Origin of the sequence: Sphingomonas sp. DBB INV C78, assembly GCF_042693015.1 — a bacterium.
GTDB lineage: Bacteria > Pseudomonadota > Alphaproteobacteria > Sphingomonadales > Sphingomonadaceae > Sphingomonas_E.
The window spans coordinates 1,159,366-1,183,942 of record NZ_CP170544.1; the positions used below are offsets into that span (position 1 = coordinate 1,159,366).

Annotated in this window: 21 protein-coding genes; 10 read left to right on the forward strand and 11 right to left on the reverse strand. The window is 63.7% G+C overall.

Annotated elements, in window-relative coordinates; translation table 11 throughout:
- The first annotated feature begins 88 nt into the window (after window positions 1-88).
- The gene (locus ACFB49_RS05540; RefSeq protein ID WP_380876995.1) at window positions 89-2,530 is read left to right on the forward strand and encodes a TonB-dependent receptor; all 2,442 of its coding nucleotides are present in this window, start codon (window positions 89-91) and stop codon (window positions 2,528-2,530) included.
- 34 nt (window positions 2,531-2,564) lie between these two features.
- Window positions 2,565-3,866 (forward strand): amino acid permease, encoded by a 1,302-nt coding sequence (locus tag ACFB49_RS05545; RefSeq protein WP_380876998.1) that lies wholly within the window; start codon window positions 2,565-2,567, stop codon window positions 3,864-3,866.
- On the opposite strand, the gene ACFB49_RS05550 is transcribed toward ACFB49_RS05545, so the two are convergent.
- Both ACFB49_RS05550 and ACFB49_RS05555 read right to left on the reverse strand, forming a co-directional pair.
- Window positions 3,853-5,466 (reverse strand): phytoene desaturase family protein, encoded by a 1,614-nt coding sequence (locus ACFB49_RS05550; RefSeq protein ID WP_380877000.1) that lies wholly within the window; start codon window positions 5,464-5,466, stop codon window positions 3,853-3,855. The genes ACFB49_RS05545 and ACFB49_RS05550 overlap by 14 nt on opposite strands.
- Window positions 5,463-6,647 carry an aromatic ring-hydroxylating dioxygenase subunit alpha gene (locus tag ACFB49_RS05555; RefSeq protein WP_380877003.1) on the reverse strand — a complete coding sequence of 395 codons (1,185 nt, stop codon included), beginning with the start codon at window positions 6,645-6,647 and terminating at the stop codon, window positions 5,463-5,465. The genes ACFB49_RS05550 and ACFB49_RS05555 overlap by 4 nt, the downstream gene beginning before the upstream one ends.
- A 78-nt stretch (window positions 6,648-6,725) precedes the next feature.
- On the opposite strand from ACFB49_RS05555, the gene ACFB49_RS05560 reads away from it, so the two are divergent.
- Window positions 6,726-7,316, forward strand: a complete 591-nt coding sequence (locus ACFB49_RS05560) for a TetR/AcrR family transcriptional regulator (RefSeq protein WP_380877006.1) — start codon at window positions 6,726-6,728, stop codon at window positions 7,314-7,316.
- Between the two features lie 39 nt (window positions 7,317-7,355).
- Here the strand turns inward: ACFB49_RS05560 and ACFB49_RS05565 are convergent, their stop codons facing one another.
- Window positions 7,356-8,744, reverse strand: a complete 1,389-nt coding sequence (locus tag ACFB49_RS05565) for a M20/M25/M40 family metallo-hydrolase (RefSeq protein ID WP_380877008.1) — start codon at window positions 8,742-8,744, stop codon at window positions 7,356-7,358.
- Between the two features lie 76 nt (window positions 8,745-8,820).
- Between ACFB49_RS05565 and ACFB49_RS05570 the strand changes: the two genes are divergently transcribed.
- Complete coding sequence (locus tag ACFB49_RS05570; protein ID WP_380877010.1) at window positions 8,821-10,098, forward strand: amidohydrolase family protein; 1,278 nt, start codon at window positions 8,821-8,823, stop codon at window positions 10,096-10,098.
- On the opposite strand, the gene ACFB49_RS05575 is transcribed toward ACFB49_RS05570, so the two are convergent.
- From ACFB49_RS05575 to ACFB49_RS05585, 3 genes are all read right to left on the reverse strand, one after another.
- Window positions 10,073-12,064: a S9 family peptidase gene (locus tag ACFB49_RS05575; protein WP_380877013.1), complete on the reverse strand. Its 1,992-nt coding sequence runs from the start codon at window positions 12,062-12,064 to the stop codon at window positions 10,073-10,075. The two genes, ACFB49_RS05570 and ACFB49_RS05575, sit on opposite strands and share 26 nt — an antisense overlap.
- A 116-nt stretch (window positions 12,065-12,180) precedes the next feature.
- Window positions 12,181-12,420 carry a hypothetical protein gene (locus ACFB49_RS05580; RefSeq protein ID WP_380877016.1) on the reverse strand — a complete coding sequence of 80 codons (240 nt, stop codon included), beginning with the start codon at window positions 12,418-12,420 and terminating at the stop codon, window positions 12,181-12,183.
- A gap of 155 nt (window positions 12,421-12,575) precedes the next feature.
- Window positions 12,576-13,949 carry a M28 family peptidase gene (locus tag ACFB49_RS05585; RefSeq protein ID WP_380877018.1) on the reverse strand — a complete coding sequence of 458 codons (1,374 nt, stop codon included), beginning with the start codon at window positions 13,947-13,949 and terminating at the stop codon, window positions 12,576-12,578.
- A 355-nt stretch (window positions 13,950-14,304) separates the two neighbouring features.
- On the opposite strand from ACFB49_RS05585, the gene ettA reads away from it, so the two are divergent.
- Window positions 14,305-15,984 carry an energy-dependent translational throttle protein EttA gene (gene ettA / locus ACFB49_RS05590; protein WP_380877020.1) on the forward strand — a complete coding sequence of 560 codons (1,680 nt, stop codon included), beginning with the start codon at window positions 14,305-14,307 and terminating at the stop codon, window positions 15,982-15,984.
- 68 nt (window positions 15,985-16,052) lie between these two features.
- On the opposite strand, the gene ACFB49_RS05595 is transcribed toward ettA, so the two are convergent.
- Window positions 16,053-16,520, reverse strand: coding sequence for a hypothetical protein (locus ACFB49_RS05595; RefSeq protein ID WP_380877023.1), 468 nt, complete (start codon window positions 16,518-16,520; stop codon window positions 16,053-16,055).
- A gap of 79 nt (window positions 16,521-16,599) precedes the next feature.
- Window positions 16,600-17,235, reverse strand: coding sequence for a carbonic anhydrase (locus ACFB49_RS05600; protein ID WP_380877026.1), 636 nt, complete (start codon window positions 17,233-17,235; stop codon window positions 16,600-16,602).
- 66 nt (window positions 17,236-17,301) lie between these two features.
- On the opposite strand from ACFB49_RS05600, the gene lipA reads away from it, so the two are divergent.
- Together lipA and ACFB49_RS05610 are read left to right on the forward strand one after the other, a co-directional pair.
- On the forward strand, window positions 17,302-18,222 hold the full coding sequence (gene lipA, locus ACFB49_RS05605; protein ID WP_380877029.1) for a lipoyl synthase: 921 nt from the start codon (window positions 17,302-17,304) through the stop codon (window positions 18,220-18,222).
- Window positions 18,209-18,685, forward strand: coding sequence for a type II toxin-antitoxin system RatA family toxin (locus ACFB49_RS05610; RefSeq protein WP_380877032.1), 477 nt, complete (start codon window positions 18,209-18,211; stop codon window positions 18,683-18,685). Before lipA ends, ACFB49_RS05610 begins: the two co-directional genes overlap by 14 nt.
- Here the strand turns inward: ACFB49_RS05610 and ACFB49_RS05615 are convergent.
- The 3 genes from ACFB49_RS05615 to ACFB49_RS05625 are packed head-to-tail and all read right to left on the reverse strand — an operon-like array spanning window position 18,631 to window position 20,898.
- Window positions 18,631-19,149 (reverse strand): CinA family protein, encoded by a 519-nt coding sequence (locus tag ACFB49_RS05615; protein WP_380877035.1) that lies wholly within the window; start codon window positions 19,147-19,149, stop codon window positions 18,631-18,633. The two genes, ACFB49_RS05610 and ACFB49_RS05615, sit on opposite strands and share 55 nt — an antisense overlap.
- 1 nt (window position 19,150) lies before the next feature.
- Window positions 19,151-19,741, reverse strand: coding sequence for a hypothetical protein (locus ACFB49_RS05620; protein WP_380877037.1), 591 nt, complete (start codon window positions 19,739-19,741; stop codon window positions 19,151-19,153).
- Window positions 19,738-20,898, reverse strand: a complete 1,161-nt coding sequence (locus ACFB49_RS05625; RefSeq protein ID WP_380877039.1) for a bifunctional 2-C-methyl-D-erythritol 4-phosphate cytidylyltransferase/2-C-methyl-D-erythritol 2,4-cyclodiphosphate synthase — start codon at window positions 20,896-20,898, stop codon at window positions 19,738-19,740. The genes ACFB49_RS05620 and ACFB49_RS05625 overlap by 4 nt, the downstream gene beginning before the upstream one ends.
- Before the next feature lie 83 nt (window positions 20,899-20,981).
- On the opposite strand from ACFB49_RS05625, the gene dusB reads away from it, so the two are divergent.
- Genes dusB through ntrC form a run of 3 tightly spaced genes read left to right on the forward strand, consistent with a single transcriptional unit; the run spans window position 20,982 to window position 24,516 of the window.
- A complete protein-coding gene (dusB, locus tag ACFB49_RS05630) occupies window positions 20,982-21,980 on the forward strand; it encodes a tRNA dihydrouridine synthase DusB (RefSeq protein ID WP_380877041.1) in 999 nt (332 codons plus the stop codon).
- On the forward strand, window positions 21,956-23,071 hold the full coding sequence (locus ACFB49_RS05635) for a nitrogen regulation protein NR(II) (protein WP_380877043.1): 1,116 nt from the start codon (window positions 21,956-21,958) through the stop codon (window positions 23,069-23,071). The genes dusB and ACFB49_RS05635 overlap by 25 nt, the downstream gene beginning before the upstream one ends.
- Entirely contained in the window at window positions 23,068-24,516 is a 1,449-nt protein-coding gene (ntrC, locus tag ACFB49_RS05640; protein WP_380877046.1) for a nitrogen regulation protein NR(I), read from the forward strand. The genes ACFB49_RS05635 and ntrC overlap by 4 nt, the downstream gene beginning before the upstream one ends.
- Window positions 24,517-24,577 lie beyond the last annotated feature (61 nt).

Genomic DNA, 24,577 nt, shown 5'->3' on the forward strand with positions numbered 1-24,577 from the left:
ACGACCGTCGATTAAAGATGGAGCTTCCCCCCATAAAGCTGCGCTTAAAGCAGCACATAGTCGGCTCAAGCATTGGGGGTTAGAGACGATGGCCATCGGCGTTTCGCGGCTGAATCATATCTTTGTGAAGGGCGTACCGGCAGGCACCGCACTGCTCGCGTCGACCATGCTTTCCCCTGCGGCAATGGCGCAACAGGCGGCCGCGCCGGCGGCGCTCGACGAGATCGTCGTGACCGCCCAGAAGCGTGTCGAGAATCTTCAGGACGTGCCGATCGCCATCACTGCGTTCGGCACCGAGAAGCTGGAACAGCTGCAGGTCACCGATTTCGACGACTATGCCCGTTACCTGCCGAGTCTTTCCTATCAGACCACCGGTCCGGGCGGATCGAACGTCTATTTCCGCGGTGTCGCCTCGGGCGAAATCGCCAACCACTCGGCATCGCTGCCGTCGGTCGGCACCTATCTCGACGAGCAGCCGATCACGACGATCCAGGGCGCGCTCGACATCCATATCTATGATATCGCCCGCGTCGAGGCGCTGGCCGGGCCCCAGGGCACGCTCTATGGCGCATCGAGCGAGGCGGGCACGATCCGCATCATCACCAACAAGCCCGAAACCGGATCCTTCTACGGCGGCGCCGATCTCGAAGTGAACACTGTCGCCCATGGCGGCGAAGGCTATATCGGCGAAGGCTTCATCAACGCCCCGATCAGCGACAATGCGGCCATCCGCGTCGTCGGCTGGTACAAGAAGGATGCGGGCTTCATCGACAATATCCCAGGATCGCTGACCTTCCCGTCATCGGGCATCACGATGAACAATGATGAGTTCGTCGAGAAGGATTATAACGACGTCGAAACCTATGGCGGCCGCGCCGCGCTGAAGATCGATCTCGACGAGAATTGGACGGTCACCCCCCAGATCATGGGCCAGAAGCAGGTCAGCCACGGCTTCTTCGCCGAAGAGTCGGGCCTCAAGCAGTTGCAGGTCCAGCAGTTCAACCCCGAGCGGTTCAATGACCGCTGGTACCAGGCCTCACTGACCCTTGAAGGCAAGATCGGCAGCTGGGATATGACCTATGCCGGATCCTATCTGAAGCGCACCGTCGACGGTCAGTCGGATTATTCCGACTACGCCTATTTCTATGATGCGCTATCCGGGTACGGCGCCTATTTCGTCGACAATGACGGTAATCTGGTGAACCCGAACCAGTATATTGTTTCGACGGACGCCTTTACCAAGCAAAGCCACGAATTGCGCTTTTCTTCGCCGGCGGAAAATCGCGTCCGGTTTATCGGTGGTCTGTTCTATCAGATCCAGAAGCATAATATCGAACAGAATTATATCATCGACAATATTGCCGATTCGATCACCGTCAGCGGGACCGACAGCAATATCTGGCTGACCAAGCAGCTTCGCACCGATCGCGACTATGCGATCTTTGGCGAGATTGCCGCGGACGTGACCGACAAGCTGACCGTCACGCTCGGCGCGCGCGTTTTCCGCTACGACAATGATCTGGTCGGATTCTTCGGCTATGCGGCGGGCTATAGTTCCCGCACAGGCGAAGCAGCCTGTTTCGGCCCGCCCGTCGTATCGGGTTCGCCCTGCACCAATCTCGACAAGGGCACCAAGGACACCGATTTCACGCACCGGATCAACGTCACCTACAAGTTCAACGACGATGTTCTGGTCTATGGTACGGTTTCCCGCGGTTTCCGCCCCGGCGGCATCAACCGTCGCGGTACGCTGCCGCCCTATCAGCCCGACTTCATCGACAATTATGAAATCGGCCTGAAATCGACTTTGTTCGATCGGAAGGTGCGCTTCAACCTGGCGGTGTATCAGCTCGACTGGACGGACATTCAGCTGAGCTTCCTCGGCGCCAACGGCCTCACCGAAATCCGCAACGCCGGCAACGCCCGCATTCGCGGCGCCGAGTTCGACCTGGCCTTGAAGCTGATCGACGGCCTGACGATCAGCGCGGGCGGATCGTATAACGATGCCAAGATAACCGAGGATTTCTGCAAGTTCGCCAACCTTGCCTTCGATTGTTCGATCCCCGGCCCCGACATCACCGGCCCGGACGGCGATCCTGACGGCATTGGCGATCCGAACGAACTGCTGGCGCCGGCCGGCACGCGACTGCCGATCACCGCCAAGTTCAAGGGCAATATCGTCGCGCGCTACGACTTCCCGGTCAGCGGCGACTGGAATGCCTATTTCCAGGCCGGTGCGGTCTATGAAGGCAAGCGCACAACCGATCTGCGCACCGCCGTCCGTCCGATCGTCGGCGATCTGCCGGACTATACGACGGTCGATTTCAGCTTTGGCGCGAACAGCAAGCGGTTCTCGGTGGAAGCCTTCGTCCGCAACCTGTTCGACGTGAATGGCGCGGTCGGCAAGACCATCCAGTGCGGCGAATTCGTCTGCGGTGACCCCGATGGCCTGACCACGATCGGCGGCAAGATCTATACCTACCCGACGCAGCCGCGGACGATCGGCCTGAAGGTCGGCACAAAGTTCTGACAGTCTCGACGGAAAGCGGGCTAGGGATGGGCGCATGACGACACGCCCATCCTCCCGCGCGCTTGGTTTCTGGATGTGCCTGGCGCTCGTCGTCGGCAATCTGATCGGCTCGGGCGTGTTCCTGCTGCCGGCGAGCCTGGCGCCTTATGGCTGGAACGCACTGTTCGGCTGGTTCGTCACCATCGCCGGTGCGCTCTGCCTCGCTTTCGTCTTTGCCCGGCTGTCGGCGGCGATGCCACGGGCGGGCGGTCCCTATGCCTATGCGGACGCCGCCTTCGGGCCGACAATCGGCTTCGTCGTCGCCTGGAGCTATTGGGTGATGCTGTGGGCCGGCAATGGCGCGATCGCCGTCGCGGTCGTCAGCAGCATCGGGCTGTTGGTGCCGCAGATCGGAGCCACGCCCGGCTTGCCCGCGCTGATGGCGGTTGCCCTAGTTTGGGGTGTTACCGGCATCAACATCTGGGGTGTGGCCGCTGCTGGCCGCGTGCAGGTGGTGACGACGATCCTGAAACTTGTGCCGATGGTGGCAGTGGTGATCGTCGCGCTGATGATCCTGTCGAGCGACGGGACGGCCGCCGTTGCGCCCTGGCATCCCGAACAGATCGGTATCAGCGCGGTTGCAGCCACCGCCGCACTCACCTTCTGGGGTTTTCTCGGTCTCGAATCCGCCACCGTTCCGGCCGATCAGGTAGAGGATGCCGGCAATGTCATCCCCCGCGCGACGCTGTGGGGAACGGCGTTCACCGGGCTGGTCTATATCCTCGTCTGCTCGGCCGTGACCTTGCTGATGCCGGCGGACGTGGCGGCCAAATCCCCTGCACCCATCGCGGAATTTGTCGGCCTGCGCTTCGGCGGCAATGCGGCCGACGTGATCGCGCTGTTCGCCGCGATCAGCGCCTTCGGCACGCTCAACGGCTTCATCCTGGTGCAGGGCGAAATGCCCTGGGCCATGGCCCGTGGCGGCGTCTTTCCGGCCTGGCTCGGCAAGAGCAGCAAGCGCGGCACCCCAGCGCGCGCGCATCTCGTTTCAAGCACGTTGCTGACGGTGGTGACGCTGATGAATTACAGCCGGTCGATGTCGGACCTGTTCGCGTTTATCGCCCTGGTGTCGATCGCCGCGGGCCTGATCGCTTACTTCGCGTCGGCGATCGCCGCGCTCAAGCTGTTGCCGCAGGATCGGCTGATCAAGATCATCGCCCCGCTGGCTGCCATCTTCGCGCTGTGGACGCTCTATGGCTGCGGCCAGGAAGCGATCAAATGGGGCGGCGTGCTGCTGCTCGCCGGGCTCCCAATCTATCTGATCGTCAATCGCCGCCGGGCCGTCACGCCCGCCTGAACAGCCGCCCGATCACCGACCGATCGGCGAGGATTTCGTGCGCGGCATTGTGGCCGGGCGCGCCGGTGACGCCACCGCCCGGATGGGTGCCGGCGCCGCACATGTAGAGCCCCTTGATCGGCCCGCGATAATCGCCATGGCCCAGCATCGGCCGCGCGGCCCAAAGCTGATCGAGCGACATATGGCCATGCATGATGTCGCCGCCGATCAGCCCGAACTTGCGCTCCAGATCGACCGGCGAGTGGATCTGCCGGGCAATCACCGATGCCTTGAAGTTGGGGGCATGCTGATTGACCGTATCGATGATGAGGTCGGCCGCCGCCTCGCGCTCATCATCCCAGTTGCGGCCGTCGGGCAGCACGGGCGCGAACTGCTGGCAGAACAGGCTGGCGACATGCTGCCCCGGAGGCGCAAGGCTGTCGTCCACGGTCGAGGGAATCTTCATTTCGACGATCGGCTGCTTGGACCAACCAAAGGCCCGCGCATCGGTGAACGCCTGATCCATATAATCGAGCGTCGGCGCGATGATGATGCCGCAGCTATGATGCTCGGCCTTCTCCTTGCCCGGCAATACGGTGAAATCGGGCAATTCCGAGAGCGCCACGTTCATGCGGAAGGTGCCGGAGCCGGCCTTGTAATGGTCCATCCGCCGCGCAAATTCCTGCGGCATATCCGAACGATCGACAAGCTGGCGATAGAGCAAAGCAGGGCCGACATTGGCCGCGACGATCGGCGCGACGATCTCCTCACCGCTTTCCAGCCGCACGCCGGAAACCTTGCCGCCATCGACGAGCAACTTGGCGACGGGCGCCTCCAGGCTGATCTCAACGCCGAGTTGGGTGCAGGCGGCCGCCATCGCCTGGGTGATCGCGCCCATGCCGCCGACGGAATGGCCCCACGCGCCCTTCTTGCCGTTCACCTCCCCAAAGACGTGATGGAGCAGGACATAGGCGGAGCCCGGCGTATCGGGGCTCGCATAATTGCCGACCACGGTGTCGAAGCCGAAGGCGGCCTTCACATATTCATTCTCAAACCAGCTATCGAGGAAGCTGCGCGCGCTCTTGGCGAACAGGTCCATCACGTTGCGCTGCTGTTCGACCGTCAGGCTGGCAAGCCGGCGGCCCTGCGTCGCGGCGGCGAGCAACGCATGGATGCCGCCGCCGGCGTTGGGCGGGGTCTTGAGCGCGAGATCGCGCAGCACTTCGGCCACGCCTTCCAGCGCTTCCTCATAAGCCGGGAAGGTTTCGGCGTCCTTCTTGGAGAAGCGCGCGAATTCGGCTTGCGTCCGCTCCATGCCGCCGCCGAGCTTCAGATAGCCGTCTTCATGTGGGAAGAAGTTGCTGATCGTCCGTTCGATCACGCGATAGCCGTGATCGTGGAGCCGCATGTCGGCGATCACCTTGGGCCGGAGCAGGCTGACGGTGTAGCTGGCGGTGGAATTGCGGAAGCCGGGGTGGAATTCCTCGGTAACCGCGGCGCCGCCGACGATATGGCGGCGTTCCAGCACACGGACCTTCAGGCCGGCGCGGGCGAGGTAGAAGGCGCAGACCAGGCCGTTATGGCCGCCGCCGATGATGATTGCGTCGTAACGTTGGGTCATGCTGCGTCCTTCCGGCTCCAGCCCGCAGCCGGCGGTTCGGGGAGGCTCGCCTCCGGGATCAGATGGCGGAGCTTGCGGGCGAAGCTGGCGAGGCAGACTTCGCTCTCGCCAAGCGGGCCGACGGTGTAGCTGGGCGATGCCATGCCTTGCTGGACGCGCTCGATGATCTGCGTGTCCTCCCTGTTGACCTGCCGGTTGATCCGCCAGTTGAGATATTGTGCGGCGCGCATCTCGCGGCGGTTGTCATCGGGCAGGCGATAGCTGATCTCGCGGATCAGCGACGTGGTCGGCGTCAGCGGCAGGAACTGCATGAAATCGATCTGGTCGGGATAGATCTCGAACGCGAAGTTCGGCCACAGCTTGTAATAAAGCCACAGCCGCTGGTTCTCGTCAGGCAGATGATCCACCTTGGGAAGCATGGTCTGGTAAGCGCGCTCGGACGGGTTGGACGAGAGACGATCGACCACCACGCCCCACATCTTGTCGACATGGGGAGCGGCCTCGATGCGATAGCCGTCGCGGCCGAACAGGCGGGTAAGCCCCGGATGGGCGACCGGAATGTGGAGGCCGTCCGAATAATTGTCGGCGATATTCTTCCAGTTCACGGTGCGGGGGCGCAGCGTGACGCGGCCAATCGCGCGCATGTCCTCGAAACGATAGGGTGCGCATTCGGCGTCATAGTCTCCCATCATCTCGGCGACGCGCGGGCCATCGCCCGCCAGCCGCACGAAGATGAAGCCGCGCCAGAGATCGATATCCACAGGGGCGAGGCCGTGGGCACCTTGATCGAGCCCGCGATAGTCGCTCTTCATCGGCACGCCGGTCAGGCGACCGTCATTGTCGTAGGTCCAGGCGTGATAGGGGCAGACGAGCTTCTTCGCGCAGCCGCTGGGCCCATCGACGAGGCGCGAGGCGCGGTGGCGGCAGACATTGGCGAAGGCGCGGATCTCGCCATCGTCGCCGCGAATCACGATCACGCTTTCGCCGATATAATCGAGGACGTGATAGTCGCCCGGATTGGGCACATCGCTGACATGGCAGACGACCTGCCAGGAAGGCCGGATCACACGTTCCATTTCGACCGCGAAAAATTCCGGGTCATTATAGAGCCATGCCGGCAGGCTGAGATTGTCGTCGCCGGCGGCGGCCGACGGGGCGGTCGTCTTATATGCGGTAGCCATGTCGCGATCCCTTGTTGTTTTACGAATGTATAACAAGCGGGGTATCGCCGCAAGCGGCCTTGCATTATGGCAGAGGCAATGACGCGCGCCACTTTCACCCGCGAGGAAGCGGACTCCCGTCGCCAGAGCCTGATCGATGCCTGTGCCGCCCGGTTGGCGGTGGACGGCGTGGCCGGCGCGACGGTGCGCGCGATCTGCGCGGAGGCGGGAGTCTCCCCCGGACTGCTCCGCCATTATTTCGAGGGCATCGACGATCTGATTGGTGCCACCTATCAGGCCGTTGGCGAACGCGTCGCGACTGCGCTCGCTGCCGCGGTGGAGGAGGCTGGGGAGGGGCCCCGCACGCGGCTGTCGGCCTATGTCGTCGCCAGCTTCCGTCCGCCGATCGCGGACCCGGCGTTGCTCGCCACCTGGATCGCCTTCTGGAGCCTGGTGAAAAGCGATCCCGGCATCGCTACCCTCCATGGCGACATCTACAGCGGCTATCGCGACGGCATCGAAGGACTGCTCGCCGAAAATGGCGTGGCCCCGGCCGATCGGCGGATGAAGGCGGTTGCGATCACCGCTTTGGTCGACGGGCTGTGGCTGGAACTGTGTCTCGCGCCCGACGCCTTCACTGCAGACGAAGCGGCGGAGATGGCCGAGCGTTGGCTGGACGCGCTTCTGTAAGGATCCTCCCCACGAGGGGGAGGATCGCTGCATGGCTGCTTACTTCGCAAGTTCCTTCAGTAGCACATACCACTGCTTCAGGCCGCCGGTGATCGATTCCACCGTCACGCGTTCGTTGAGGCCGTGCGAGAAATCGTCGCTCGGTTTCATGTAGGTAACGCCGAGGCCGTAACTCGGCACGCCTTCGGCCCGGAAATAGAGGCTGTCGGTGGCGCCCGCTGACATATGCGGGACGATCGGCACGCCGGGCGAGCGAGCGTCGATCGCCTTGCGTGTTGCCGCCATGACGTCAGGCCGAAGCGGCGAGGCATCGCTGGACCGCGGATGGCCGAGCACGGTGATCGTCGCATTGAGGCCGGCGAGTTCGGCGAGCTTTGCACGCACCGTCTCGACCTCGACGCCGGGGAAGATACGGCAGTTCACTTCCACGCCAGCGGATTGAGGCAGCGCATTCAGCGCGTGGCCGCCCTGCAGCATTGTCGCGACGCAGGTAGTGCGCACCCAGCCGATCCACTCGGGATCGGCGGAGAGCGTCGCTGCCGCCTTGGTGTCGGCAGGGTTGGCGACAAACTGCTTCATCGCGTCACCCGTGGCTCCCGGCGTCTTGAGTGAAGCGGCAGTGAAGGAAGCGCGGGTCAGTTCGTTCATCTGCGCCGGGAAATCATAGGCCGCGATGGCATCGATCGCCTTGGCGAGATCGTAGATGGCATTGCTCTTCGACGGCCGGCTCGAATGGCCGCCGGGATTGGTGAAGGCGATGCGGAAGTCCGCATAGGTCTTCTCACCGGCCTGGATACCATAGACCTGCGGCTTGCCGGTCGCCTCATCGAGGAGCGCGCCGCCGGCATCGCTGTTGATCAGGAGTTCGGCGCCGGCCAGTTCCTTGGCGAGCGCGGCAGTGGTCTCCATGCCGGTTTCCTCGTCGCCTGAAAGCGCGAGGATGATGTCGCGGCCGGGGCGGAAGCCTTCCTGCTTCAGCCGCGCGAGCGTCTGCACCATCACGGTGACGCCGGCCTTGTTGTCCATCGAGCCGCGGCCATAGACATAGCCGTTCTCGACAACCGCAACGAAGGGATCGCGTTCCCAATCGGAGCGCTTGGCCTCGACCACATCCATATGGCCGGAAAGAATGATCGGCTTGCCCTTGCCCGTGCCGCGATAGCGCGCGACCAGCGTGGCGGTCTCGCCCCGGCGCTGGATCGTGATGTCCTCAGCCGGGAAGCCCGCAGCCTTCAGGACGCCCGCCAGATATTCGGCATAGGCCGGCACCTGGCCCTGGCCGGCGACGGTGCGGTAGCCGATCGACTTGACGAGAATATCGAGCGCCGCGCTATTCTGGGCCGCCTCTCCCTGCGCAGCGGGGGCGGCGACGGCGGGCATGGCCGTGGCTGCGAGGAGAAGGGTGGAGGCAAACAATCCAAGCCGCATCAATTGTCCTTTCGTTGGCGACCCAGCGATGGCACATCATCGCTTGTTATTCGGATGTATAACAAGGGACCCAGAAATGACCATCCGCTTGCGCGTCATCGCTTTGTTGCTTTTGCTGGCGCCGACGGGCGCGCTTGCCGAGACAAGCTATGTCCGCGCGGGCAAGCTGGTCGATACGGTGCAGGGCAAGGTATTGAACGATCAGCTCATTCGCATCGTCGATGGTCGTGTCACCGCGGTCGAGCCCTATAAGAACGCTCCTGCCGACGGCATGGTGACGGACTGGTCCCGTTATACGGTGCTGCCGGGCCTGATGGACATGCACACTCATCTCGCCGACTTCGGCCAGACCAACAATTTCGCCGAACCGCTGCTGCATTCGGTGGCGGAGACAGCCTTGCTATCGAGCAAGAACGCCCGCGATACGCTACGCGCCGGCTTCACGACCGTGCGCGATGTCGGCGTGTTCCGCGCCTTCGGCGATGTCGCGCTGCGCGATGCGATCGACAAGGAGATCGTCGAAGGCCCGCGGATGACGGTGGCGGGTGCCTATATCACCGTCCCTGGCGGCGGCGGCGAAGTGACGGGCTTTGCACCCGACGTGCAGGTGCCGGAGGACATGCGCCGCGGCGTCGCCCGCAACCCGGACGAGGTGCGCGAGAAAGCGCGTTACATCTTCCAGCACGGCGCGGATTTCCTGAAGCTGATCGCCACCGGCGCGGTGTTGGCGCAGGGCACCGAGCCGGGCGCGCTGGAGATGAGCGAGGCGGAGATCCGTGCGGCGGTGGAGGAAGCCGCCCGCAACGGCGGCTATGCCACCGCCCACGCCCACGGCGCGGAGGGCATCAAGACCGCGATCCGTGCGGGCGTCCGTTCGATCGAGCACGCCTCGCTGATCGATGACGAAGGCATCGCGCTTGCCAAGCAGAAGGGCGTCTGGCTCGTCATGGACGTCTATAACGGCGATTATATCGAGGAGATGGGCACCAAGGAGGGCTGGCCCGCGGACATATTGCGCAAGAACCGGGAAACCACCGACGAGCAGCGGGTGGGCTTTCGCAAGGCCGTCGCTGCCGGTGCGAAAATTGCCTTCGGCACCGACTCAGGGGTCTATCCGCACGGGCTCAACGCCCGGCAGTTCGCTTATATGGTCGCCAACGGCATGACGCCGATGCAGGCGATCCAGTCGGCGACGATCGAATCCGCCCGGCTGATCCGCAAGGAAAAGGATGTCGGCGCGATCACGCCTGGCCGCTTCGCCGACATGATCGCGGTCGAGGGCGACCCGATCGCCAACATCCGCCTGCTCGAAAAGGTACAGCATGTCATTAAGGGCGGGGAATTGGTGCGCTAGGCCCGAGATGACGGGCATACCAGTCGAGATGCCGCTGCATCCGGTCGACGCGGTAGCTCGGCACCGTCAGTCCGTGATTTTCGCCGGGATAGATCACCAGTTCGGTAGGCACATTGCGTGATCTGAGCGCCTGGAACATCTGCTCGCCGCCGAGACAGGGGACGTTCACATCCTTTTCCGCGCAAAGGAACAGGGTGGGCGTCCTGATCCGGTCGGCGTGGAGGAAGGGAAAGCTGACGCGGGCGTATACGTCCGGATTGGCCCAGGGCGTGCCCAGTTCCAGCTCATAATCGCGGCTATACTGGTCCGCGCCGTAGCCGCCGAAGATGTTGGCGATGCCCGCGCCACTCACCGCCGCGCGGATGCGGGGATCGCTGGCGATCATATAGTTGGTCAGGATGCCGCCGTAGCTCCAGCCGCCGACGCCGATGCGCTTGGGATCGGCAATCCCACTCGCGATCATATGGTCGATGCCGGCCTTGACGTCGGCGACGTCGACATTGCCCCAATCGGCGAAGATTGGGTTCGCGAATTCGAAGCCGCGGCCGGACGAACCCCTTGGATTGACCGCGAGAACGGCATAACCCGCTGCCGCATAGACCTGCCAGTCGGCCATGAATTCGTGGCTGAACTGATAGACCGGGCCGCCATGCAGGCGGACGATCAACGGATAAAGCTGGCCGGTGCGATAGCCGGTTGGCAGCGTCAATATGCCATGGATAGTCGTGCCGCCGCTCGACCAACTCACGTCGCGGCTTTCGCCCAGCGTACGATCGGTGAGCCAGGCGTTGTGGCTGGTCAGCGTTCTTCCATCCGAGGTGCGCAACGCCGCGGGCGTCCGCACATCTCCGTCGAGCAGGGCGATCTTGCCATCCGGCCCCAGCGTAAAATCGCTGGCGAAGCGCGGTCCCTGCACGAGATAGCTGATCTGGCCGCTCACCGGATCGATTCTGGCCGGCAAGGTATCGCGATCGAGTTCGATCAGCGCGACGATCTGGCCGTTCGCCGTCCAGCGTGGCTTGTAGGTCCAGCGATCGATATCGGCTGGCAGCGTGACAGTCCCGGTCGCGACGTCGCCGATTGCTAGCTGGTGGGGCGTATACCAGAGCCATTTGTCATCGCCGGCGCGAACCCAGGCAAGCCGGCGGGAATCAAGCGACCATTCGGGGCGACCGGCCTCCCAATCCGGGTTTTGATCGGCGCCGGAGAAAGCGCCCATCCGTCGTGGTTCGCCGCCTTCGGCCGCCAGGACGAAGACGTCGTAATTGAAGCCGCGATCGGCATCCTTGTCGCGGCGGGAAACGAAGGCGATCGATCGTCCGTCCGGAGACCAGCTCGGCAGCCAATGGTCGAAATCGCCACTGGTAAGCTGGATGGTCTTGCGGCTGGCGATGTCGATCCGGAAAAGATGGGTGCGGCGGGCGTCGAGCCGGTCGCGCCCGTCCTCCTTGAACTGGAAGCGAGTGATGACGATCGGCGGCGGCGTCGGATCATCCTTGGCGCCGACACGGCCGCCGATTTCGGCGACGACGGCCACGCTCCGGCCATCGGGCGAGAGGCTGTAGTCGCTGATCCCGCCGGCGATTCGCGTCAGCTGACGCGGCGAACCGCCGCCTGCGGGCATCACCCAGAGTTGTGTCTCCTGGTCCTTGCCGCGATCGCTGAGGAAAGCGATGCGTTTGCCATCATGGGTGAAGGTGGGGCGGCTTTCGCTGATATCGGGCGTGCGCGTCAGGCGCTTGGCCGGCCCGCCTCGCCAGGGCGTGACCCAGATGTCCGTGTTTGCCTCATCATGCTTCGGATCGGCCGTTTCCAGGCTGTAGGCGATCCATTGGCCGTCTGGGGAGAAAGCCGGTGCTGCGATCTCTTCGTCGCGGGCAATGTCCGCGGGGACGAATGGGGCAGCGACGAGATTGGCGGGAAGAGCGGCCAGGGCCGCGGATGCGAGCAGGTGAATCGGCTTCATTCCGGCAGATTTGCCGCAGCTCGGGTCCTGCGCAAGTGGTTCAAAAGAAAACGGGCGCCCCAAAAGGAGCGCCCGCCACTTTCGCATACGCCCGGAAAACCGAGCGCATAAGCGAATTACATCGCGTTCGTCGCGTTATCGACGGCGGCGGCAGCGTTATCCACCGCGTTGTCGACAGCCGAGGTCGCGTTGTCGGCAGTCGCCTCGACGGCGGCCGTCGCGTTGTCCGCGGTGGCTTCAATCGTCTCGACGGCATTGTCAGCCGCATTCTCGACGGCCGTTTCCGTCGCCGAGTTGTTGCACGCGGCCAGGGTCATCAGGCCGGCGGCAGCGAGAACAAAGCTAAGCTTCTTCATTCGAGCAGCTCCCATAGTTCTTATCAGGGGCCGGCCCGAACGCCGTCCCAGCGGCCCCCATTAGCGTCGCCCCCGTCAGCGTCAACGCCAAAATTCAGCGAGGGTTAAGCAGTTCTGCCGATTGGAACTGCTTCGCACAAGTGATTTTCGTAGGATCAATCGTCCCGCGGCGGCCCAACAGGCCCAAGTTCACTCTCTACATTTGCCACTGTGGCTATCATCGCAGTCCAGGCGGCGACGTTCTGCGCGAGTTGGCTGCGATCCACTTTGTCGAGCGTGTCATCGGGTGTGTGGTGCAGATCGAAATAGCGCGTGCCGTCCTGGCGGAGCGCGATCACAGGTACGCCGGTTGCCGCCAGCGGCCCGATGTCGGAGCCGCCGCGCGCCTCGTTATTGCCCTTGGCGATGCCGATCGGGGCCAGCACCTCGGCCAGTCGGCCCACGACCGGCTTGGCCGATTGGTTCACGTAAGTATCGAACCGATAGACGCGGTCGGCGCCGAAATCGGATTCGGCAAGAACGGCGTGATTTTCGCCCTTATGAGCGTCGCGATAGGCCGCACCGCCAAGGATTCCGACCTCTTCCGCGCCGAACCAGACGACGCGAATCGTACGCAGCGGCTTGCCGGCGTCCATCACCCGCTTCGCCGCGGCTGCGACGATGCCACAGCCCGCGGCATCGTCGATCGCGCCCGTACCGAGATCCCAGCTATCGAGATGGCATCCGACCAGGACGATGCCGGCCTTCGGATCACGGCCAGGCACTTCTGCCATGACATTGCCCGACTGGCGGGTGCCGATATTGCGCGGGGTGAGCACGAGCTTCATCCTCACCGGCTTGCCGCGGGCGAGGATGCGCTTGAGCTGCTCCGCATCAGGCAGGGTGAGCGCGGCGGCAGGAATGGGCGTCGCGCCGTCCGACCATTGCTGCACGCCGGTATGCGGATTGCGGTGGAAGTCGGTGCCGATCGAGCGGATGACGATGGCAAGCGCGCCCTTCTTGCTGGCGATCGACGGTCCCTTGCGGCGGGCACCGCCGAACGCGCCATAGCTCGACCCATCCTGCGTGGTGCCCATGGCATGATCGACGAAGACGATCTTGCCGCGAACCTTGGCGCTGTCGGTCGCCTCGAGCTCGGAGAGAGAGGAAAAGCCGATGATTTCCGCGGTGATGCCTTCGGCCGGCGTGGCGCCGCTATTGCCGAGCGCTGCCAGCACCAGCTTCTGCGGGAAGGGCGCGACGATTTCGGCCGTTTCTTCGCCACGCACCCAGACGGGCATGTCGAACGGTTCGATGCGCGGGTTGGAGAAGCCCATCGCCTTCAGCTTCGCGATCGCCCATGTGCGGGCGCGCGCCTCGGCCTCGGTGCCGGCCAGGCGCTGGCCGACCTCGGTCGTCAACCCCTCCGTGATGTCCCAGGCCATTTCATCCTTCAGCGCCGCATCGCGCAGCGCGGCGACGTCGACCGATTGGGCCGAGGCCTGGGATGCTAAAAATGTGGCGGCAAGCAATGCGACGGGCAGGCGCATAAGTGGGGTTGCTCCTTGGCGATCCGTTGATACTGCCAAGTGACGGAATGGGGGCCGTAAAACAATAGGGGCCCCGGCTCGCCCCCAAGAGCCGGGACCCCGTCGGGCGTGCTGCGATCCTGCCGATATGCGATCAACAGGCCGCGCGCTGCCGCGGTCCGAAAAGGACGAATTGGATCGAGCAAATCCTGTGCCAGCGGCGCAACTGCTTGATTATGGGCGAGCTCATCCCATCTGAATGTAAACTTTTCCGACAACGCCCCAACGCCCGAGCCGGTTTGCCAAGCGGCCGCCGCTCGGCTAGGTGCGGCGGGAATTTTTCAGCAGCTTTGACCGAATATCCGGAGACCTCCCAGTGGCCGCCCAATACGCGTTCGTCATGAAGGACATGACCAAGACCTTCCCCGGCGCCCCCAAGCCGGTGCTGAGCAACATCAACCTGCAATTCTATCAGGGCGCCAAGATCGGCATCGTCGGCCCCAACGGCGCCGGCAAGTCGACCCTGATGAAGATCATGGCTGGCGTCGACAAGGATTTCACCGGCGAGGCGTGGCCTGGCGAATATATCACCGTCGGCTATCTTGAGCAGGAGCCTCAGCTCGATCCGACCAAGACCGTGCTGGAGAACGTCAAGGAAGGCGCGCGCGAGACGGCCGACCTGGTTGACCGCTTCAACGCGATTTCGGCCGAAATGGGCGACCCACAAGAGGACACCGATTTCGACGCGCTGATGGAGGAAATGGGCGATCTCCAGGCCAAGATCGATGCGGTCGATGGCTGGACGCTCGACAACCAGCTCGAAGTCGCGATGGAAGCGTTGCGCTGCCCGCCGTCGGATTGGCCGGTCGCGAACCTGTCGGGCGGTGAAAAGCGCCGCATCGCGCTTACCCGGCTGCTGATCCAGAAGCCCTCGATCCTGCTGCTCGACGAACCGACCAACCACCTTGATGCCGAGAGCGTCGAATGGCTGGAAAATCACCTCAAGGAATATGCCGGCGCGGTGCTGATGATCACCCACGATCGTTATTTCCTGGATAACGTGGTGGGCTGGATCCTCGAGATCGATCGCGGCAAATATTTCCCGTACGAGGGCAATTACTCGACCTATCTCGAAAAGAAGTCGAAGCGCCTCGAGCAGGAGGAGCGCGAGGAATCGGGCCGCCAGACCGCGATCAAGAACGAGCTCGAATGGATTCGGCAGGGCGCCAAGGCGCGCCAGACCAAATCCAAGGCGCGTATCGCCAAGTTCGAGCAGCTCGTCGAGCAGCAGAAGAACCGCACGCCCGGCAAGGCCCAGATCGTCATCCAGGTGCCCGAGCGCCTCGGCGGCAAGGTGATCGAGGTCGACAATATCTCGAAGGCCTATGGCGACAAATTGCTGTTCGAGAATCTCTCATTCACGCTGCCCGCGGGCGGCATCGTCGGCGTGATCGGCCCTAACGGCGCCGGCAAGTCCACCTTGTTCAAGCTGATCATCGGCCAGGAAAAGCCGGATACCGGCACGATCGACCTGGGGTCCACTGTGCGCCTCGGCTATGTCGACCAGAGCCGCGATCACCTCGATCCCAAAAAGAACGTCTGGGAGGAAATCTCGGACGGGCTCGATTACATGAAGATCAACGGGCACGACCAGTCGACCCGTGCCTATGTCGGCGCGTTCAATTTCAAGGGCGCGGACCAGCAGAAGAATGTCGGCAAGCTTTCGGGCGGTGAGCGCAACCGCGTCAACATCGCCAAGATGCTGAAGCGCGGCGGCAACGTGCTGCTGCTCGACGAACCGACCAACGATCTCGACGTCGAAACGCTGGGCGCGCTGGAAGAGGCGATCGAAAATTTCGCGGGCTGCGCCGTGGTGATCAGCCACGATCGCTTCTTCTTGGATCGTCTGGCGACGCACATCCTCGCCTTCGAAGGCAACAGCCATGTCGAATGGTTCGAGGGCAATTTCGAAGCCTATGAAGAAGATAAGCGCCGCCGTCTGGGCGACGCGGCGGATCGTCCGACCGCGCTTGCTTACAAGAAGCTGACCCGCTGACCATTCGATGCGGCACGATCCGAGGAAACCCTTCGGATCGTGCCGTCATTCTGGCAGGCTGAAGCGGCTCAATAGAATTCGGCAGGGTTGGGCGTGGGCTTTTTGCAAGCCTTCATCACCCCGCGATCACAGGCGCGTTTCTGTTCGCGCCAAACCGCCATCGCATCGGCATAGGCCCGCTGTTGTGTCTCATAGCGCGCCTCGTCGGCCGCCGCGACCTGTGCCTTGCTCTGCACCGACGCGCGATACGCGGCCATGTCCGCCTCATATTGCGCCTCGTTGGTGGCATTGACCGTTTCCGTCGCCGCACGATTGCCGGACGCCTCGACCGCTGCGCCGGTGTTCAATTGCTCCGTGACCGGCTTCTCGACGGCGTCCACTGCGTCATGCTTGGGCGTCTGCTTGTCATAGCCCCGGTCATAAGGAAGCTCGCGCGCAGGATCTGTCGACGGCGGGGAAGGGGTGGTGGCGACCTGCGCCGCAGCGGGCAGCGCTAGCATCGCGGCGAGCCCGATAAGTGAAACTTTTCCGTACATTCTTTCTCTCCTTCCATCCCGCTCGACCGCGGATGGCAGGAGAAAAGAACGATTCGCGGCCGTCGCCGTTCCGAAGGGTTCAGGCCGGCCGAAACTGCCCGGTTTCGGCATCCATGATGTGAAGTACGCCATCGGCTATGGCGAAATAGGCGCCGTGGAGCCGCAGACGGCCTTCGCGTTCGCGCGACCGGATGCAGGGAAAGGTGCGGAGATTGGCGAGGCTCACCTTGACGGCGGCTTCCTCCATCGCGCGGTGGGCTGCTGGGCCTTCCGCGCCATGTTCGGCCACCACCGCATCGCGGGCGGGACGCAGCAGATCGATCCAGTCGGAAATGAACCCGCCCTCGCCGGGACGCATATCCTTGAAGCGCTGGCTGAGGGATGCCGAACAACCGCCGCAGGCGCCATGGCCCATCACCACGATTTCAGAGACTTCGAGCTGCGTGACCGCGAACTCCAAAGCAGCCGAAACGCCATGATGGCCACCGCCGATTTCCATCGGCGGGACCAGATTGGCGACGTTACGAACGACGAACATCTCGCCGGGTGAGGTATCGAAGATTCGGGTCGGATCGACCCGGCTGTCCGAACAGGCGATGACCAGCACCTTGGGGCTCTGGCCTTCGGCAAGCTGCGCCCAGCGTTCGCGTTCGCGGGACCATTCACCCGCCTTGAAGCGGCGATAGCCCTCGATCATGTTCTGAAAGTCGCTCATGCCTGCGCCGTAGCGTCCAGACGTGAGGGCTGGCAAGTCCGGCCAAGCATCGCTATCTGGCGACGCATGACTGAGCCGCTCGCTTCCGCCGCTTCGCCCCGTGCCCGCAAGCCTGACTGGATCCGCGTTCGCGCGCCTGTGGGCGAGGCATTTTCGGAGACGCGCCAGCTTATGCGGCGTCTGAATCTCGCTACCGTGTGCGAGGAAGCCGCCTGCCCGAATATCGGCGAGTGCTGGACGAAAAAGCACGCCACCGTAATGATTCTCGGCGATACATGCACGCGTGCCTGCGCCTTTTGCAATGTGAAGACCGGCATGCCCCGCGCGGTGGATGCGACGGAGCCGCAGCATGTCGCCGATGCTGCTGCCGAGCTCGGCCTCGAACATATCGTCATCACCTCGGTCGATCGCGACGATCTTCCCGACGGCGGTGCTTCGCAGTTCGTAAAGGTGATCGAAGCGCTGCGCCGCACTACGCCGAATACGACGATCGAAATCCTGACGCCGGATTTCCGCAACAAGGCGGATGCAGCGATCGAGTCGATCGTCGCCGCGCGGCCCGACGTCTACAACCATAACCTCGAGACTGTGCCCAGGCTCTATCCGACGATCCGGCCGGGCGCGCGTTATTATGCATCGCTGCGCCTGCTGGAAACGGTGAAGCGGCTCGATCCGTCCATCTTCACCAAATCCGGCGTGATGGTGGGCCTGGGCGAGGAGCGGATGGAAATCCACCAGGTGATGGACGACATGCGTTCGGCCGGGATCGATTTCCTGACCTGCGGTCAATATCTGCAACCCACGCCGCGCCATGCGAAGGTGGCGGAGTTCGTGACGCCGCAGACCTTCCAGGCTTATGCCGCGATCGCGCGCGCCAAGGGCTTCCTGCTGGTCGCAGCGAGCCCGCTGACGCGGTCGAGCTATCATGCCGGCGATGATTTCGCGAAGCTCCGCGCTGCCCGCGAGGCCCAGCTTGCCAAAGCATAGCGAGACGCGTCACCTGCTCTACACATCGGAGCAGCTTTTCGAGCTGGTCGCCGATGTGCCGCGCTATCGCGATTTCCTGCCTTGGGTCGCGGCGGTTCGGGTGCGCTCCGACAGCGATACCGAAATGGTCGCGGATCTGGTTGTGGGCTTCAAAGGCTTGCGCGAGAATTTCACGTCGCTTGTCCACAAGAAGCGGCCGGATTCCATCCGCGTCGAATATGTGGATGGGCCGCTCAAATATCTCCACAACGACTGGACGTTCCGGCCAGATGGGCAGGGCGGTACGTTCGTCGATTTTTCGGTCGATTTCGCCTTCCGATCGGCCATCTTCGAGATGCTGGCGGGGCAGGTGTTCGATCGTGCGCTCCGCAAGATGATCAACGCTTTCGAGGAACGGGCCGCCCAGCTTTACGGGACGGCTGCATCCGGCATCAGCAGTTCGAGCGCAACCAGCGCCGCCTGAAGGCGGATGCCGCCGCGGCCGAGATCGCCGAATTCGTGGGCGTCGGCGGTCACATCCTTCGCATCGCCGCCCTTTTCGGCGCGCGCGAAGACGACGGTGCCCACGGGCTTCTTCTCACTACCACCATCCGGGCCGGCAATGCCGGTAATGGCAACGGCGGTGTCGGCATTGGCGCGCTCCAGAGCGCCGCGCGCCATCGCCCAGGCGACGGCGATGGACACCGCGCCAAAGGTTTCCAGCACATCCAGGCTAACGCCCAGCACGCCCAGCTTGGCCTCGTTGGAATAAGTGACGAAGCCGGCGAGGAACACGTCCGAAGAACCCGGAATTTCCGTCAGCGCTGCCGATACCAGGCCGCCGGTACAGCTTTCTGCCACCGCGACCGTCTTGCCGGCGGCGCGGTTCGCGTCGATCACGCGTCGGGCTGCCTCGACAAGCTCGGCAGGGAGGGTCGTATCGACCATATCAGGGGGCTCCCGGCGCGGGGCAGATGGGAAAGGGGCTTTCGCCCGGCTTATCGTCCTTGGAGCCCAGAATCGCGAGCATCGCGGTCAGGCGGCCGAGATTGTCGGCCGGCAGGGGGCTCAGCAGTTCCACGGCTTCGTTTACGGCCGGGCAGTCCTTCGGCTTGATCGCCTCGGAGATCGCGGCACCGACGAGCGTCGACACCATCGTCTTCTGCGTGGCTTCGCCAAGTCGGCCCAATTCCTCACCAGCCATGGAGGCGACGGCGCTGCGCGCCATAGGCCAATGCCGATCACTTTCGGCGCGATAGCGTTGCGCCAGCCCAGGGCCCGAACGCGTGAGGAAGGAATCGGGGGCAAGCGTCGCGGAGCATTTGTCGGCGACGCCATCGATCAGCGCGGGCAAGGCATAGGTGATCAACGCCTCAAGCTGCGGGCGCGTGATGCAGGTGCCGGGCGTGCCGGGTTTGGCCGGGGCCGGTTGCCGCGTCACCTTCTCGGCGAGCGCCGGAGTGGCGCCGGCGATGGCGAGCATCAGTGTCAGCGTGGCGAGGGTGGTCCGCACGTCGATCCTTTCAGCCTTGAAATTCATAGATCTGCCGGCACCCGCACCGTCGCGACGGCCTGCGCGGCGATGCCCTCACCACGGCCGGTGAAACCGAGCCGTTCGGTCGTCGTCGCCTTGATGCTAACCCTGGCTTCGGGCACTCGCAACAGGCCGGCCACGCGTGCGCGGATGCTGTCCCGATGCGGGCCGATCTTGGGGGCCTCGCAGATGATCGTCAGGTCGACATGATCGATGATGCCGCCGCGCGCCGCGATCAGATCCCGCGCATGATCGACGAAGCGGCTGGAGGCGGCACCGCGCCATTGCGCATCGGACGGCGGAAAATGGCTGCCGATGTCGCCATCGCCGACCGCGCCGAGCAGCGCATCGGTGATGGCGTGGAGCGCGACATCGGCGTCGCTATGCCCGGCAAGCCCGCGTGGATGATCGATGCGCAGGCCGCCCAGCCACAGTTCCGCGCCGTCGGAAAAAGCGTGGACGTCGAAGCCGAGGCCGGTGCGCGAGATCATCCGCGCCGCGAGGCGGTCTTCCGCCGTCATGACGTCCTCCCCGAAAGTGATCTTGTCGAGCGCTGGATCGCCCGCGACGATCGCCACCGCATGCCCGGCCGCGCGGGCGATTTGGGCGTCATCGGTGGCGTCCTGCCCCTCCGGCCAGACATTGTGGGCAGCAAGGATCGCATCGAAGCGGAAAGCCTGTGGTGTCTGCACTCTGACAAGGCCGTCGCGAGGCACGACATCGCCCAACGCATCCCCGGCGCGAGCCAGTGTGTCCGCCACTGGCAGAGCGGGGATCGCGCCAGGACGATCGTCGAGCGCCGCCACGAGGCGATCGATCACCACGCCGGACACGAAAGGGCGGGCTGCGTCGTGGATCAGCACGTGACTCGCCTTGGCGATCGCGCCGAGCCCGCGCTGCACCGATTCGCGCCGCGTGGCACCGCCGATCACTGGCTTTTGAAGCGGACGATCGCCGATGGCGGTGCGATAGAGTTCGTCCTGGCCGGCACCAATCACGACTTGAACTTCATCGATCACCGGATGGCGAAGGAAGGCATCAACCGCGTGAGCCAGCACCGATTGTCCGCCGATCATACGATATTGCTTGGGTAAATCCCCGCCCGCGCGCTCGCCTTTGCCGGCGGCGACGATCAGCGCGACGATATGCGTGCCTCCGGTCATGGCGGCCCGTTAGCCGAGCGCGGCCTTGCCCGCCAGCGTCTTTGCTAGTAGGGCGACTGCCGGTTTTTTAGGCAGATTGCAGAATGTCGCGGCTCAACCCCATCCAGATCGGTGACGTCACTATCGCCACGCCGGTGATCCTGGCGCCGATGACGGGTGTCAGCGATCTACCCTTCCGCAAGGTCGTTCGCGAATATGGTTCGGGGCTCAACGTCACCGAGATGATCGCCAGCCAGGCGGCGATCCGCGAGACGCGTCAGTCGGTGCAGAAGGCCGCTTGGGATCCGATCGAGGAGCCGGTGTCGATGCAGCTCGTCGGCTGCACCCCGGTGGAGATGGCCGAGGCCGCCAAGCTCTCGGAAGATCGCGGTGCCGCAATCATCGACATCAATATGGGTTGCCCCGTCCGCAAGGTCGTCAACGGCGATGCCGGCTCTGCGCTGATGCGCGTGCCTGATCTGGCGATTGCGATCGTCAAGGCCGTGGCCGGCGCGGTGAAGGTGCCGGTGACGCTCAAGATGCGGATGGGCTGGGATCATAACAGCCTCAATGCGCCCGAACTGGCCCGGATCGCCGAGGATGTCGGTATCAAGATGATCACGGTCCACGGCCGCACCCGCTGCCAGATGTACAAGGGATCGGCGGACTGGGCCTTCATCCGCAAGGTGAAGGACGCCGTTTCGATCCCGGTGATCGCCAATGGCGACATCTGCTCGATTGAGGATGCCGACAAGGCGCTCGAACAGTCAGGCGCGGACGGCATCATGATCGGCCGCGGCGCTTATGGCAGGCCGTGGCTGCTCCACCAGGTAATGCGCTGGCTGGAGACGGGACAACGCGTGTCCGATCCTTCCATCGACGAACAATATCGCGTTATCACAAAGCATTATCGTGACATGCTCGATCATTATGGCGAGTTTACCGGTGTCAACATGGCCCGCAAGCATATCGGCTGGTACACCAAGGGGCTGCCCGGATCGGCCGAGTTCCGCAATCGCGTGAACCAGGAACCCGAAGCCGCCACCGTGTTGGCGATGCTCGAAGAGTTTTACGCGCCATGGCTCTGCCGGGCAGCGGCTTGATCCGGTTCGGCCGTCGCGCCGCCGAACAGCCGACCGCCGTCAAACCCGATCCTGCGGAACAGATCGCGGCACTGCCAACGCCAATGCTGGTGATCGATGGGCAGGGGATCGTGCGCGATGTCAACGGCGCCGGCGAAACGCTGTTGAACCTTGGCCGTGGCGCGATCATCGGCCGCGAGATCGAAGCGTTGATAGGCCATCCGCTGACATCGATGCCCGCCGATGCGCCCTTTGCCGCCTACGACCTGGAGGTGGTTCTTCCGCCGGATCGGCATCAGCGCATTGACCTGATGGTTGGGCCGATGCCGGATCGTGTTGGGTGGCGGGTGTTGACCATCCACGGGCTTCCTCCCGCTCATCTGATCGGCCGACGCGGTGACCGCGAGGGCGGAGCCCTGTCCGCAATCGGTGCGGCAGCGATGCTCGCCCACGAGATCAAGAATCCGCTTTCAGGGATCAGAGGGGCTGCCCAGCTTCTTGAAACCTCGGTGGATGAGGGCGCGCGCGATCTGACGCGTCTGATCCGCGACGAGGTAGATCGCGTCGCCGCGCTGATCGATCGCATGGAAGGCTTTACCGATACGCGGCAGATTGTTCTGGCCCCGCAGAACATCCACGCCTTGCTGGGCCACGCCCGCGAGCTGGCCGTACAAGGCTTTGCCAGCGATTTCACGATTCGCGAGGATTATGATCCTTCGCTGCCGCCCGTCCTCGGTCACCGCGACTCGCTGGTGCAAATTCTTATAAACCTGGTTAAAAATGCCGCTGAAGCCATGAAAAACAAAGGGAATGTTATCACCTTACGAACGGCCTATCGTCATGGCGTTTCAGTGCGGCTGCGCGGCGGCGACGGCAAACGCTCACTGCCGATCGAGGTTTGTGTGATCGATGAAGGGCCGGGCGCGCCGGAGGAGATTGCCGATCATATGTTCGAGCCTTTCGTGACCAGCAAGCCATCGGGGGGAGGCCTCGGGCTTGCTCTGGTCGCCAAGCTGGTCGCCGACCAGGGGGGGATGATCGAATATTCGCGCGAGGGCACGCCGCCGAAAACGGTATTTCGCTTGCTGCTGCCGCGCGCGGGGCAATCATGACCGTCGGCCGCATCCTCGTCGTCGACGATGACGCTGCGATTCGCACTGTCGTGCGCGAAGCGCTGCGTCGCGAAGGCCATAATGTCGAAACCGCGGCGACCGTCGCCGAGCAGCGCCGCAAGATGCGCGATTTCATGCCGCAGGTGCTGGTGACCGACGTCGTGCTGCCCGATGGCAACGGTCTCGATCTCGTGCCCGAGATGCTGGAAGCCAATCCGGGCATGCCTGTGATTGTGCTGTCGGCTCAGAATACGCTGACCACCGCCGTCCGTGCGACTGAACAGGGTGCCTTCGAATATCTGCCGAAGCCGTTCGATCTCGGAGAGCTCGCGCGAGCTGTCAGCGATGCGCTTGCCGCACGCGCGGCGGCGGGGCGTGACACAGCTGAGGCCGGGAAAGGTGAGGATCTCCCGCTGATCGGTCGATCGGCGCCGATGCAGGAGGTGTATCGGACCATCGCGCGGGTGGTGGCAAATGATCTTACCGTGCTGATTCTCGGCGAATCGGGCACCGGCAAGGAACTGGTTGCGCGCGCGATCCACGATCTCGGCTCCCGCGCAGGCAAGCCTTTCGTCGCGATCAACATGGCGGCCATCCCGCGTGAACTGATCGAAAGCGAATTGTTCGGCCATGAACGGGGTGCTTTTACCGGCGCGGCGGCGCGAACGGCGGGACGTTTCGAGCAGGCCCAGGGCGGCACGCTTTTCCTCGACGAGATCGGCGACATGCCATTCGAGGCGCAGACGCGGCTGCTGCGCGTGCTCCAGACCGGCGAAATCAATCCCGTCGGCAGCGCCCGATCGATCCGCACCGATGTCCGCATCATTGCCGCTACCCATAAGGATCTGCCGCGGCTGATCGCCGACAATGCCTTTCGCGAAGACCTTTATTACCGGCTGAACGTGGTCCCGGTCCGCCTGCCGCCGCTGCGCCAGCGGATCGAGGATATTGGCGAATTGGCCAATCATTTCCTCGATCGCGCCGTCGCCGATGGCCTGCCGCGCAAGCGCCTTGATGGCGCCGCCGTAGAACGACTCGGGCAGCACAATTGGCCCGGCAATGTCCGTGAGCTCGAGAATCTGATGCGCCGTCTGGCCGCCCTTAGCCGCGACGAGTGGATCACCGCCGCCGCTATCGATCAGCAGTTCGGCGGTGACACCATGGATGGATTGGCTCCGGCGATCGCCACGGCGGGCGGCCTGGCGGACGCTGTCGAGCATCATGTGGCCCGCTATTTTGCAACCTTCGGCCGCGACCTTCCGCCCGACGGACTGTTCGATCGGGTCATGGCGGAAGTGGAACGACCGCTGTTGACGCTGGCACTGGCGGCGGTGAAGGGCAACCAGCTCAAAGCGGCGAAGCTTCTCGGAATTAACCGTAATACGTTGCGCAAAAAGCTCACCGAGCGTGGGATCGACCCCTCCGATTTACGGAAAATGGGATAGCGGCGGCCCAGCGATTGCAAATGTCGTAACTGTGTTTTGAATGCAACGCGATCGTGGTAGT